At 63.3% G+C, this 12,475-nt stretch carries 14 protein-coding genes; 2 read left to right on the top strand and 12 right to left on the bottom strand.

The genetic code is table 11. The features are described from left to right. Positions 1-35: 35 nt before the first annotated feature. The 9 genes from ahbB (ACUH78_RS02355) to ACUH78_RS02315 all read right to left on the bottom strand — a co-directional run bounded on the left by ahbB (ACUH78_RS02355) (position 36) and on the right by ACUH78_RS02315 (position 7,687). Positions 36-551 (bottom strand): siroheme decarboxylase subunit beta, encoded by a 516-nt coding sequence (ahbB, locus tag ACUH78_RS02355; RefSeq protein WP_418364823.1) that lies wholly within the window; start codon positions 549-551, stop codon positions 36-38. Positions 552-553: 2 nt separating this feature from the next. Then, the gene (locus ACUH78_RS02350; protein ID WP_445332691.1) at positions 554-1,063 is read right to left on the bottom strand and encodes an Lrp/AsnC family transcriptional regulator; all 510 of its coding nucleotides are present in this window, start codon (positions 1,061-1,063) and stop codon (positions 554-556) included. After that, the gene (gene ahbB / locus ACUH78_RS02345) at positions 1,056-2,120 is read right to left on the bottom strand and encodes a siroheme decarboxylase subunit beta (RefSeq protein ID WP_445332692.1); all 1,065 of its coding nucleotides are present in this window, start codon (positions 2,118-2,120) and stop codon (positions 1,056-1,058) included. The genes ACUH78_RS02350 and ahbB (ACUH78_RS02345) overlap by 8 nt, the downstream gene beginning before the upstream one ends. Continuing rightward, complete coding sequence (locus ACUH78_RS02340; RefSeq protein WP_418364826.1) at positions 2,120-3,328, bottom strand: cytochrome D1 domain-containing protein; 1,209 nt, start codon at positions 3,326-3,328, stop codon at positions 2,120-2,122. Before ACUH78_RS02340 ends, ahbB (ACUH78_RS02345) begins: the two co-directional genes overlap by 1 nt. A 66-nt stretch (positions 3,329-3,394) precedes the next feature. After that, a complete protein-coding gene (locus ACUH78_RS02335) occupies positions 3,395-3,781 on the bottom strand; it encodes a c-type cytochrome (RefSeq protein WP_418364827.1) in 387 nt (128 codons plus the stop codon). A 155-nt stretch (positions 3,782-3,936) separates the two neighbouring features. Next, positions 3,937-4,254, bottom strand: coding sequence for a cupredoxin domain-containing protein (locus tag ACUH78_RS02330; RefSeq protein ID WP_418364828.1), 318 nt, complete (start codon positions 4,252-4,254; stop codon positions 3,937-3,939). Between the two features lie 145 nt (positions 4,255-4,399). After that, complete coding sequence (locus ACUH78_RS02325) at positions 4,400-5,278, bottom strand: ethylbenzene dehydrogenase-related protein (RefSeq protein WP_418364829.1); 879 nt, start codon at positions 5,276-5,278, stop codon at positions 4,400-4,402. Between the two features lie 48 nt (positions 5,279-5,326). Continuing rightward, positions 5,327-5,938, bottom strand: coding sequence for a NapC/NirT family cytochrome c (locus tag ACUH78_RS02320; protein ID WP_418364830.1), 612 nt, complete (start codon positions 5,936-5,938; stop codon positions 5,327-5,329). A gap of 66 nt (positions 5,939-6,004) precedes the next feature. Next, positions 6,005-7,687: a cytochrome D1 domain-containing protein gene (locus tag ACUH78_RS02315; protein WP_418364831.1), complete on the bottom strand. Its 1,683-nt coding sequence runs from the start codon at positions 7,685-7,687 to the stop codon at positions 6,005-6,007. 403 nt (positions 7,688-8,090) lie between these two features. Here ACUH78_RS02315 and cobA point away from each other — a divergent pair, with 403 nt between their 5' ends. Further along, positions 8,091-8,861 (top strand): uroporphyrinogen-III C-methyltransferase, encoded by a 771-nt coding sequence (gene cobA, locus ACUH78_RS02310; protein WP_435750138.1) that lies wholly within the window; start codon positions 8,091-8,093, stop codon positions 8,859-8,861. Positions 8,862-8,999: 138 nt separating this feature from the next. Next, complete coding sequence (locus ACUH78_RS02305; protein ID WP_418364833.1) at positions 9,000-10,442, top strand: putative nucleotidyltransferase substrate binding domain-containing protein; 1,443 nt, start codon at positions 9,000-9,002, stop codon at positions 10,440-10,442. A gap of 9 nt (positions 10,443-10,451) precedes the next feature. Here ACUH78_RS02305 and ACUH78_RS02300 read toward each other — a convergent pair whose 3' ends face one another. The 3 genes from ACUH78_RS02300 to ACUH78_RS02290 form a co-directional block, all read right to left on the bottom strand. Then, positions 10,452-11,372, bottom strand: coding sequence for a YihY/virulence factor BrkB family protein (locus ACUH78_RS02300; RefSeq protein WP_418364834.1), 921 nt, complete (start codon positions 11,370-11,372; stop codon positions 10,452-10,454). 289 nt (positions 11,373-11,661) lie between these two features. After that, positions 11,662-12,033: a helix-turn-helix domain-containing protein gene (locus ACUH78_RS02295; protein WP_418364835.1), complete on the bottom strand. Its 372-nt coding sequence runs from the start codon at positions 12,031-12,033 to the stop codon at positions 11,662-11,664. 18 nt (positions 12,034-12,051) lie between these two features. Then, positions 12,052-12,390, bottom strand: a complete 339-nt coding sequence (locus ACUH78_RS02290; RefSeq protein ID WP_418364836.1) for a type II toxin-antitoxin system HigB family toxin — start codon at positions 12,388-12,390, stop codon at positions 12,052-12,054. Between the last annotated feature and the right edge of the window lie 85 nt (positions 12,391-12,475).

Raw genomic sequence — 12,475 nt, 5'->3', positions numbered from 1 at the left:
CAAGGGCCCCGAAGCGGGCAAGACGTGGTGCGCCCTCAGCCGCCGATGCGCAGCCCCGTCTTTTTGAGGATCCCAGCGGAGAACAGCACGTCGTGCTGACGACAAGCCGCGGGGAATTCATGTTCGATCAGGGCGGCGATCTCCTGCACCCGCTCGAGCGCCGCCTCGCGACTGCCTGCATGGACCATGGCGAAAAGGTTGTAGGGCCAGTCGGGCAGATGGCGCGGCCGACGGTAGCAATGCGTGACAAAGGAAAGCCCCCCGACCCGCTCGCCCACGGCATCGATCGCCGCGTCATCGATCTCCCATACGCTCATCCCGTTTGCCGTGTAGCCGATGGCGTAATGGTTGGGCACGGCGCCGATTCGGCGAATGCGCCCGTCCTCTAGCATCGCGGCCATGCGCGCACGCACCAGCGGCTCCCCCACGCCGAGCGTTTCAGCAACCGCCGCATAAGGCCGCGGCACCAGCGGCAGGCCGCCCTGAGTGGCCAGCACGATGCGTCGGTCGAGTTCGGCAAACTCGGCCAGTGCGGCAGCAGATCCGGTCATGCTCATGCCTCCAGCCTCATCTCGACAAAGTACTCGCGCTCCTTCGGAAACCGATGCACCAGCAGCCCGGTGGCCGCCTCGATACGGCGGGCGCAATCGACAATGCCTTCCGGCGTTTCAGTGGCAAGCACGAACCACATGTTGAGCGCATGCTCGCGGCGATAGTTGTGTGCAACTTCAGGAAAGGCATTGACCGCCTCGACCGTGCGCTCCCAAAGCGCCTCGGGCACGGCGATCGCTGCGAGGCAAAAGGCGCCGCCCATGCGCTCGATCTGGAACATCGGGCCGAAGCGGGTGAGTACGCGATCTTCGAGCAAGCTGCGCAGCCGCGCGATGACCTCCTCTTCCCCAAGACCCAGTGTGCGGGCGACCTCGGCGAAAGGGGTCTCCGAGAGCGGGAACTCACCCTGCAACGCATTGATGATGCGGCGGTCGGTGTCGTCCGGCTCGCGGCGGGCCGCCACCCCGCGGCGCCCTGCCGGAGTATGCGAGTTGGTGGAAAGATCAGGCATCGATCAGGTCCTTCGCGCCCAGATAGCGGGCGCCGGTTTGCTTGAAGCGGCGGCAGCTGAACAGCACGGCATGTGGAAAACGGTCCAGTCCCAGTCGGCCGGCGAGCTCGTCACGGGCGGCAAGCACCTCGTCCCGCTCGCTGCCATGGATCATGCAGAACAGGTTGTAAGGCCACTGCGGGGCCACCCGCGTCCTGCGGTAGCACAGGGTGACGGCAGGTTCACGCGCGAGCTGGCGCCCGAGCGCCGAAACCTCGCCGTCGGGGATGTCCCACACGCACATCGCGTTGGCGCCCAGTCCGAGTTCGTGGTGGCGGACGACCACGCCGAATCGCCGGATCAGGCCGGTCTCCACCCAGCGCGCAACCGTCGCGATGACCTCGGCCTGATCCAGTCCAGCCTCCAGGCCCAGACGCGCAAAGGGTTCGGTTTCGAGCGCAAGCCCGCCTTGCAGCGCAGCGACCAGCCGCCGCTCGTCCGCGCTCAGGCACGCAGCATCGCCCTGGTCCGGCAAGGCGATCGGCTCGCCGCGCCGCACCGCGCTGGCTCGGCGGAGCGGCGCGTGCGCGCTACGCTGGCCGTTCTCCCGCAGGTCGAAGCCCAGATCGATGTGGAACTCCTCCTCCAGCGGGAGCACGATCACTGCACAGCCGGTATCGCACTCGATACCGGCAACCACCTCGCGCAACTGGACCTCAGAGGCCGCGGTCACGACGAACCAGAGGTTAAACACGTGCTCGCGCTGATAATTGTGGTTGATCGCCGGCTCGCGGCTGACCCGCGCCGCGACGGCTTCGAGTCGATCGGGCGGCGCAGCCAGTGCTGCCAGGGCGCTCGCCCCCAGGCGCCGCGGCGCAAACACCGCACCAACCCGGCTCACCAGCCCCTGGCTTTTCAGCCGCGTGTAGGCGCCGACAACCTCGTCCTCACTGCAGCCCACTGCCTGTGCGATGCGCGCAAAAGGCCGCGCCTCCAGCGGGAAGTCGCGCTGCCATTCGTTGAGGAGGCGGAAGTCGATCGCGTCGACGGCATCCGGGATGGCGACCTGGCGCGGCATCAGAACCCGGTGCGCGCTGCGCGCGTAGTGAAGAAGATGCCACTGGGGCTGGCCGAGTCGAAGCTGCCAATCTGTTCCTTCGTAGCGGTGTCGTAAATCACGACCTTGTTGTCGTCGCGCGCCGACATCCACACCTCATGTCCCTTGGACAGGAACTCCATGTGCAGGATGCCGCGCCCGGGCTGGAGGGTGTCCGTCACCTTGCCGCTCACGGTATCGATGACCTGCACCCAGCCGTTGTCCGGGAAGGCAAAGTTGACCCAGATCTCGCGACCGTCGGGGCGCGCCATGGCGAACACCGGCTGGCTCTTCACCGGGATGCGACCGACCTCCTGCCAGGTGCCGGTATCGACCACGAGCACCTCATGACGACCAATGGCGGGCAGGTATGCACGTCCGCCGGCGATCGACCAGCCGCGCAGGTGGGGCATCTTGAACACCGGCAGCGGTTGCTCGCCGCGGCCGTAGCCGGAGAGGATCTTGCGGCTGCCCTTGTCCAGGTTCCACAGATCGAGCATAGCCAGGCCATCCTCGCCGAACAGGCCTGCGATGTAGTGGCGACCGTTAGGGCTGACGAGTGCATCATACGGCTGCTTGCCACCTTCGAAGCGCTGCGTGACCGGGTTCCTCGGATCGCTGAAGTCGGTGATGCGGATCTCACCCGCCTCGAACAGCGAATAGATGAAGCGCTTGCCCGAAAGGTCGGCCAAGCCGACGACCTTGGAGCGCGAGCCATCTTCGATGCTTGCCGGCACGTCGGCGAGCAATTCCAGCGTGTTCGCGTCGAAGGCCTTGATGCCGCCCGGCTCGTAGTTCTGCACCACCACCATCGAGCCGTCGTGCGAGATCGATCCGCCGATCGCATTGCCCGCCTGCACCACCCGCCCGACGATCTTCGCCTCGAGCAGATCCACCTTGGTGAGCCCGCCGTCACGACCGAAGACGAAGGCGTAGCGGCCATCGCGGGAGAACACTACCGAGGCATGCGACAGGTCGCCCAGCCCGCCCACCGTGGCGAGCACGCTCCGCCCCGTGGTCTCGATTACCTTGAGATTGCCGTCCGCGCGCTCGATGACGACGCCGAGGTCGCCGGTCCCACGCAGCGCGGCGGGCGGCGTTGTGGAACAGGCTGAGAGCAGCATGACCATTCCGGACAGCACCAAGCCCCAAACGACAGGGGGCGCGAGACGGACTTTCTTGACTGACATGGAATCTCCGGTTTGCAGGCCAGGGGAACACCCCCGGCAAGGAAAAGCTCGATGGGGCGGATGCGCTCAGCGGGCATCGGCGGCGGGCGGTAGCCCCTTGTCGGGCGGGAAGCCGCGCATCAGCTGATCCACGATCCACTCTGCCTCCGCCTCGCTGAGGATGGTGTGGAAAGGCGGCATCGGTGTGCCCGGGCGGCCGCCCACGATGGTGGCGACCAATCCCTCGGCAGGCTTGTCAGCGAGCGCCTCAGGGGTCAGGGCGGGACCCAGCCCGCCCTTGAATGTGAGCCCATGGCAGGAGCCGCAGTCCTGACGCACGATGTGCACGAGCTCGCGGGCGCGCTCGGGCGCGGGTGCGGGCGGCTGCAGCGCGTCCGCAGCGGAAGCCAGCGCGGAAACGAGCGCAGCCCCGATGAGGACGGCTACATGAGCGGCAAGGGGCGGAAGTTTCATGCGTTTTCCAGCATTGTGCGATTGAATCGGAGCCTAGGATGGCGCCTGGAAGCCGGTGAAACCTTGACTCGAATCAACCCTCTTGCCTGCGTGGTTGAAAGCCCGCGCGACGAAGCTCCGAATGGGCGTAACGCGCCCGCCGGGCAGGACCGGATTCAGTCCTCGACAATCACCACACCGAGCATCTCGGGATGCGGACCACAGCGGTACTCGAACCGTCCCGTCTCAGGAAAGGCGCGCGACCACCGCTCACCGGGGAAGAAACGCTCCGACTCCTCTCCCCGCGCGATGAAGAGCACCGAATGACTGGTCCGCTTCTCCTCGTTGATCCACGTGACCGTGTCCCCCACCCGCACCCGCAACTCTGTTGGCTCGAAGCGGTAATCGGAGATGCGCACCTCATGTTCGGCCGCCATCGCCACGCCCTGCAGGCACGCCAGCGCGCTCGCGCAAAGCAGTTTGCCAAATTGCATTCCAGCCCTCCGTCGCATGCTTGCTCTCATCGGTCGTCCTCCTCTACCTGTCTCTGAAATGGCAAAGCGGGAGCAAGGGGCTACACCCCCGACTCCCGCTCATCCAAGGCCGCCGCGAACGGGCGGCCCAATATCGCGCAAGGCCTTACTGCTTGGCAGCCTTCACGTCGCCTTCGGCATCAAGACCCAGCTTGTAGCCGAGCGAAACGTGGTGGAAACGCCCTGCCGAGCTATCGTCGTGAATGGCGAAGCCAAAGTTGTAGCTCTTGCCGGACTCGAGACTCACGTCACCCTGGCCACCGGCCAGCTTGCGGGTGAAGACCACCGACCACTCGCCACCTTCCTGCTTGCCTTCGGCGCTGACCAGCGCGTCGCCGCCTTCCATGACGCGCTCCTCGGCAATGTAGCCGTTGTAGGCCTTGTTCTCGCCGCTACGCCACTGGTAGAGGTCAAAGAACTTGCCATCCGCCAGCGAGCCACCCTTGACATACTTCGTCTTGGTTTCAGCCGCGCCCGGCATAGTCCGCGAATCGGTATGGCAGGTCGCCCAGCAACCCGACTGGTCGGCCATCTCAACCTTGCCACCGGACTCAAGCATGAACGCGATCTTGACCGGATTGGCGTCATCCTTGGCGGGCGCCGGCGCACCGGAAGCAGCCGGCTGCTTCCAGCTGAAGCGCATGTAGAGGTTCTCGCCATCATGCGCAGCCTGCACCTTCACCGGGATGAACGCGGCCTTGCCGGCAATCGGCGTGGGCTCGATCTTCTGACCGGTGGCCATGCGCGGCCCCATGTCGGCGGTCTCTTCGCTGTGGCAATCGGCACAGGTCTCGCCTTTCTTGAGCGCCCGGGCACCACCATGCTCGGTGCCCTTCATGATCCATTCCATCGGCGAAGCGCCGGGATAGAAGATGGTGATATTGGCGGCTTCGACCTTGCTCCAGTCGGGCGCGGCGGCAAGCGCATTCCCCGCACCGAGGGCGAAGAGCGCGCCCATGGCGCCAGCGATCATGGTTTTTTTCATCGTCATTTCCTCACGTTGCTTGGGTTGGCCTGTAATGCACGAGGGATCTTACTCCTCGTCTTCCTCGGTCATGCCTTCCGGCTTGTGGTGGGCAATGCCCTTGTGGCAATCAATGCAGGTCATGTTGTCTTCGATCGCCATCTCGTGCTGCTTGCGTGCGCGCTGCTTCTGCGACTCGGTGTTCATGCTCTCGAGGCTGTGGCAGTTCCGGCATTCACGCGAATCGCTCGCCTTCATGCGCTTCCACTCGCGGCGAGCAAGCTCCAGCCGCTTGGCCTCGAACTTCTCCCGGGTATCGATGGTTCCGGTGATCTTGCCCCAGACTTCCCGCGATGCCTGGATCTTGCGGATCATCTTGTGCGTCCAGTCCTTCGGCACATGACAATCGGAACACACCGCGCGCACCCCCGTGCGATTGGTGTAATGAATCGTTTCCTTGTACTCCTGATACACGTTGTCGTACATCTCGTGACAGGAGATACAGAATTTCTCGGTATTGGTGGCTTCCATCGCGGTATTGAAACCGCCCCAGAACAGCACACCCACGATGAAACCCACGGACAACAGCCCGCCCAGCGATTTCCTCGAAGGACGGCGCAGGCGTGCCAGCAGGCCGCCCGAATCTTCTTGTTTGAGGTTGTCGTCGTTTCGGTCAGACATAAAACTCCCCTCGAGTCCCCCGCACCGAAGCGCGGGGGAGGTTCACACTATGATCGCTTCAGCCGATCAATAGACGTCGTGCATCGTGTTCCACACGTTGAACTTGCCGGTCGGCGTAACAACGGCCGGGTCGGTGATGACCTTCTTCACCTTGAGCGTCTTGTCGTCGTAGATCACGATGGCCGACTGGTCGGTCTTGCCGCCCCACAGCGAGATCCAGACTTCGTCGCCTGCCTCGTTGTACTCAGGCTGCACGGCACGACGGATCGCCTTGCTTTCGGGCAGACCCGAATCCTTGGCGACGTCGAGACGCACCGGCTCCTTCTTCAGGTCGGCCTTGTCGAACACGAAGACAGCTTCGGCAATCTCACGCTCGGGGTTCATCGGCGCGTCAGCCCAGAAGTTCTTGGACTTCGGATGGGTCTTCACGAACAGGTTGCCGGCACCCGGCATCTTCAGCTCCTGAACGACCTTCCAGTTGTGATCCTTGTGCTTGGCGAACTTGGGATCGTCGGAAGCCGTGGAGATCAGCGACACGACATCGTCACCCAGGTGACCAGTCGACCACACGGGACCAAACTCCGGATGGACGAAGTTGGCACCACGGCCCGGGTGCGGGATCTTGGCGGTATCGACCAGAGCGGCGAGCTTGCCGGTCTTGGTGTCGACCGCTGCAACCTTGTTGGACGCGTTCGCGGCAACCATGAAGTAGCGGCCCGAGGCATCCCAACCGCCGTCATGCAGGAACTTGGCCGATTCGATGGTGGTGGTCTTCAGGTTCTTGATGTCGCTGTAGTCCACCAGCAGGATCATGCCGGTTTCCTTGACGTTCACCACCCACTCAGGCTTCTGGAGCGAGGCCACGATGGAGGCCACACGCGGCTCCGGGTGGTACTCGCCATCCACCGTCTGGCCGCGGGTCGAGACGACCTTGATCGGCTCGAGCGTCTCACCGTCCATGATCGAGTACTGGGGCGGCCAGTAGGTGCCACCGATCAGGTACTTGTCCTCATAGCCCTTGAACTTCGAGGTATCGACCGAACGGGCATCCGAACCCAGACGCACGGTCGCAACCGTGGTCGGCTCTTCGAACCACATGTCGATGATGGTGGTCAGGCCGTCACGACCGACGGTGTAGACATAGCGCCCCGAAGCCGACAGGCGGGAGATGTGCACCGCGTAACCGGTGTCGAGGATCTTCCAGATCTTGTGGGTGTCGCCATCGACGAGCGCGAGCTTGCCCGCATCGCGCAGGGTGATCGCAAACACGTTCTTCAGGTTGACCTTGTTCATCTGCTTGGTCGGACGCTTGTCAACCGGAACGAGCAGCTTCCAGCTGTCCTTCATGTCCTTGAGCGAGAACTCGGGCGGAATCGGCGGCTCGACCTGTATGTAACGCGCCATCAGGTTGATTTCTGCGTCGGTCAGGATGTCGTCGTAGTTGACCATCCCGCCTTCGGTGCCGTAGGCGATGATCTTTTCTAGACGGTCGGTGCCCAGCTTGAGGGTACCGCCTTCCATCTTGGTGCCGTCCTCGAGCGTCTTGGTCCAGTGCGGCTCAAGGTTCTTGCCGGTTGCGCCCTTGCGCAGCACGCCGTGGCAGCCTGCACAGCGCTCGAAATAGATCAGCTTGCCCTGCTCCATCTCCTCAGCGGTCAGCTTCGGCGCTTCCTGCGCCCATGCGCTGCTCATGGCCAGCGGCAATACCGCCATGGCAAGCGCCGTACCGAAAAACCCCTTCTTTTGCATAGCCCTCTCCTTACTCGACACGGGAAGTAAAACAAACAGTGCAGGCGCAGTATGGTTTTTCCCGCTACTGCCCATCCTTGATGTGAATTAATTTTCCCCACGATCGCTAGGGATAAAGTTCATCACACGCAAACGGCGCCATGCGGCGGTTTCCGAAGCAGGATCACGGCCCTGCGCACAGCCCGTTCTCCCCCGCGGAGATTGCCTTGCAGCATGCAAATCAACACCGTCGACCGTTATCAGACACTTATCCCCGCTACAGCCCGGAGCAATGAACATGTACGCAGCCAGTCACGCATCGGACACACCGAAACCGGGCGCACGCCTCTCGCGCAACCGATCCGCCAGCAGATATTCGCTTCCGGAACGCGGCAGAGGAGACGGGGTCGAGAGTGATGACGCCATGCGCAACCGACAGGGAACGGGCAAGGTCTTTCTTGTAGGCGCGGGTCCCGGCGACCCCGAGTTGCTCACGGTCAAAGCGCTACGGCTGATCAGTTCGGCGCAGGCGGTGGTCTATGACCACCTGGTGGGCGACGAAGTCATCGCTCTGATTCCGCCAGGCGCGCGCAGGGTCTACGCAGGAAAGGAGGCAGGCAACCACGCCCTACCTCAAGATCAAATCAACGCGTTGCTGGTATCCCTCGCACGCGAGGGCCTGACCGTGGTGCGGCTCAAAGGTGGCGACCCCTTCATCTTCGGGCGCGGAGGGGAGGAAATGCAGTCCGTGCTCGATGCTGGCTTCGCCTGCGAGATCGTGCCGGGCATCACCGCAGCAGCTGGCGCTGCGGCCTGTACGGGAATCCCGCTCACCCATCGGGCGCACGCACAGACCCTCGTGTTCGCCACCGGGCACCTGAAGGACGATACCGTCGACCTGGACTGGGAAGCCCTCGCACGCCCCTGTCAGACGGTCGTCATCTACATGGGACTGGGCGCCCTCGAGCAGATCTGCGCGCAGATGGTCGCGCACGGCCTGCCTGGCGAAACCCCGGCTGCCGTCATTCACGCCGCAACCACAGCGCGCCAGTGCGGCGTACACAGCACACTTGCCGGCCTGCCCGCTGCAGTGCGCGAAGCCGGCATGAAGACGCCAGCCCTGATCATGATCGGCGAAGTCGTTTCACTGGATCCAGGCCTGCTGCTGGCGAAGGCCGGCACCGCGACGGCCTGAGCAGGCGCACCCCACGCACGGCCGGTCGCACCCTGCGCGCAGAAGCGGTAGGGTCGCGCGCCCGATGCGCAACATGAAGACTTGCCCCTGGATTGCGCGGGGTAGAATCGTGATTCAACCAGTCGGGCAGGGGATGGCATGGCCGAGGAAAACCAGTTCTTTCGCCCGATCCGGGAGTTCTGCCAGCGCAAAGTCGTCAGCTGTGCAGAGGGCGACGCGCTCGTGGACATCGTCGCGCGCATGCGCGAGCACGGCATTTCATGCGTCGTTGTCCTCGAGGCCGGCCACCCGAAGGGCATCCTCACCGACCGCGACCTGCGCAACAAGGTCGTTGCGACCGGGACGTCTCCCTCCTCGCTGACCGTTGGAGACGTCATGACCTCGCCCGTCGTCACGGTGAGTGAACACGACGTGCTCTACGAGGCGCTCTACCGGATCTCGCGACACAACATCCACCGTCTGGTCGTCACAGACCAGGCTGGCGCGCTTGCCGGCATCATCACCGTCACGGACATCCTGCGCCTGCAGGCACACTCCCCGCACCAGTTGGTCGTCGACATCGAGAAGGCGGACTCGGTTGATACCCTGCGTGACCTCCATCGGCGGGTCCAGCGCCTCATCGTCCACCTGTCGGGCACCGGGATCGCGATTCGGGATATGGTCAAGCTGATCGCGAACCTGAACGATCAGATCCTGATCCGCCTGATCGAGCTGTTGCGTCGGGAGAAATACCCAGGACTCACCAACGACTTCGCCTTCGTCGTCATGGGCAGCGAGGGACGTGGCGAGCAGACCCTATCCACCGACCAGGACAACGCGATCATCCACGCAGACAGCGTCGAAGGCGGCGCGCTGCAGCAACTCGAGGCCTTCTCCGTTGACCTGATCGACGCGCTCATCTCCATCGGGATACCGGCCTGCCCCGGCGGCATCATGGCGAAGAATCCCCCGTGGCGGCGCAGCGCCTCGGCGTGGAAGATGGAGCTCACGCGCTGGCTGTCCACCCCCTCGCCCGAGAACGTCATGACCGGCAGCATGTTCATGGACCTGCGTCCACTATACGGGCGACGAGAACTCGCTGACACGCTGCGCGACCATGCGCTGCACTACATGAGCCAGGAGCCCGTATTCCTGGTGCGGATGGTGCAGAACATGACCCGATTCGCGCCACCGCTGGGCTGGTTCGGACGCATCCGCACCGAAAAATCGGGACCCTATCGCGGCATGGTCGACGTGAAGAAGGCGGGCATCTTCGCGATCACCGACGGCATCAAGGCGCTGGCGATGGAGTCCCGCTGCCTGGATGGCAGCACGCACGACCGCATGGAGGCCCTGGTCGAGAAGGGCGTGCTCATGGCGGACCAGATGGCCGACCTGCGCGCTGCCTTCGACTTCCTCGTGCTAAAGCGCCTGCAGGGGCAGGTAGCCGCCTTGCGCGCCGGAGCGGCACCGAACAACTATGTCGCGCTCGACCAGCTCAACGCCATGGAACAGGGCGAACTCCGTCTCGCGCTGCAGGGGGTCGGCCACTTCCAGCGTTTCATGCACCACCACTTCAAGCTGCATCTGATGCGCAACTGAAGCTTGCGTTCAGGCCTGCTCTTCGAGCAGTTGCCGATGCACGCATACGGCCGCAGCGCGCGGCCTCACCGTGCGCCCGCAGGCTTCGACGTGCGCCCGGGTGAATGCCGCACCGAACAGCAGGATCAGCGACGAATAATTCACCCACAACAGCAGCAGGACAAGCGAACCCGCCGCACCATAGGTCGAGGCCGTGGCCGTGGTGGACAGGTATATTGCGATCAGCGCCCTGCCCGAGACGAACAGCAGCGCCGTCACGAAACCACCGAGCAGCACATCGCGCCAGCCCAGCTCGACGTCCGGGAGCAGACGGAATATGGTGGCGAACAGCAAGGTAACGACCAGTAGGGACACCGCCCAGTCCAGCCCCAGGATGAGCCCGGCGGGCACCGGCAGCCAATCCTGCGCAAAGGCCACCAGGGCACGCACGAACACGCTCAGCATCAGCGACACGAGCAGCACGAAGCCGATGCCGATGACCACGGCGAGCGAAAGCACACGCGACTTCAGGTAGATGAAGACGCTGCTGCGGGTGGGGCGCGGAGCGACCCCCCAGATCGCATTAAGCGCGGCCTGCATCTGCGAGAACACTGTGGTGGCGCCGAACAGTACGGCACCGAAACCTGCCACGGCCGGTAGCAGGCCGCTGTGTTCGATTCTGCTGTTCTGCACGGCGGTCTGCACCGCGGCCGCAGCCTCGGCACCAATCGCGGCCTGCAACTGCTCGGCGATCTGCCCCTGCGCCGCATTCTCGCCGAGCACGAGCCCCACGACAGTCACCGCGACGATCATCACCGGTGCAACGGAAAACACGGTAAAGAAGGCCAGGGCTGCTGCATGGATGAAGACCTGAGCTTCCAGCCACAGCCGCACCGTGGTTTTCGAGACCGCAGCGAGGTAACGGAAAATCGGCAGTTCGAGTAAGCGCATACCGTAATCTTAGCGCCTGCCCACGCCGAGCGCGCCCCATGCCGTCCCACGAAAGGGACTGTCCCGCGGAATCGCGAAGCGGACAGACGATCAGCAGCGATTTCGTGGCCATCGCTCGAACCGGGCGCCACCCATCTTTACCCGGCAGGTTGTTCAATGACCCTGATCTGACGGTATCAACGGCCGTACTTCTTGGACATTCCGCTGATACCGTAGGCGATACCGTCAATATGCCATTAGGATTGGAACGGAAGTCGAAACAAGTGCATCTCTCGCCAGCACCATCAAGTCAGCCCGCAACGGTCTCGGCAATCAGAACCTCCGCCGGAATACCCAGGCCTTGGTGCAATCTACGGATCATGCCCAGTGTCAAGGGGCGCTTGTGGTTCAGGACTTCGTAGACACGGTTGCTCCGGCCAATGAACGGCTCCAGATCCTTCACCGACAGGCCACGTTGCTCCATCCGGAATTTGATCGCTTCGACCGGATCCGGCGCGCCAATGGGGCAGTGTTTGGCTTCATAGGCCTGCACCAGGGTGGTCAGAATATCCAGGCGGTCCCCTTTTGGGGTACCCGGATCGGGGTCGAACTCCATCAAGGCCGAAATTTCATTCAGCGTAGCCTTGTAATCGGTTTCGGTGTGAATAGGGCGGATGTCCATGTGGTTCTCCATGGTCACTCAGATCATTTCAACGGTTTCTGCGTCCACTTCGTCGTATTCCTTGTGGGTACCGACGAATTTCACGTAGACGATCTGCAGCCTGTAGGCGATGGCCACGATCAACCGGTAGTCGTTGCCCTTGATGTTGAAAACGACACGCCGGTTCTTGAGGATGCTGGCGCTGCCGTACTGCGCCTTGATGTCTGATGGCTGAGTCCAGGACGCTTTGGTCACTTCCTCAAACCAAGCCTTCAAAGGCTGCTCGGCGTCCGGATGAAGTTTCCAGAAGTCTCGAAGGGTGGAGACGGCTATCACTCGCATCGGCAGCACTTTAGTCCCATTTTGGGACTTTCGCAAGGGGCTTCCAGGTTTTAGTCCTGTAACGCAAACGCATATACTCGACAACCGCTCGCATTGTTGCCAACGTCGGACGAAGAAAACC

The organism is Thauera sp. ZXT1-4 (assembly GCF_052598215.2).
This window is presented reverse-complemented; position numbering and strand designations above follow the sequence as displayed.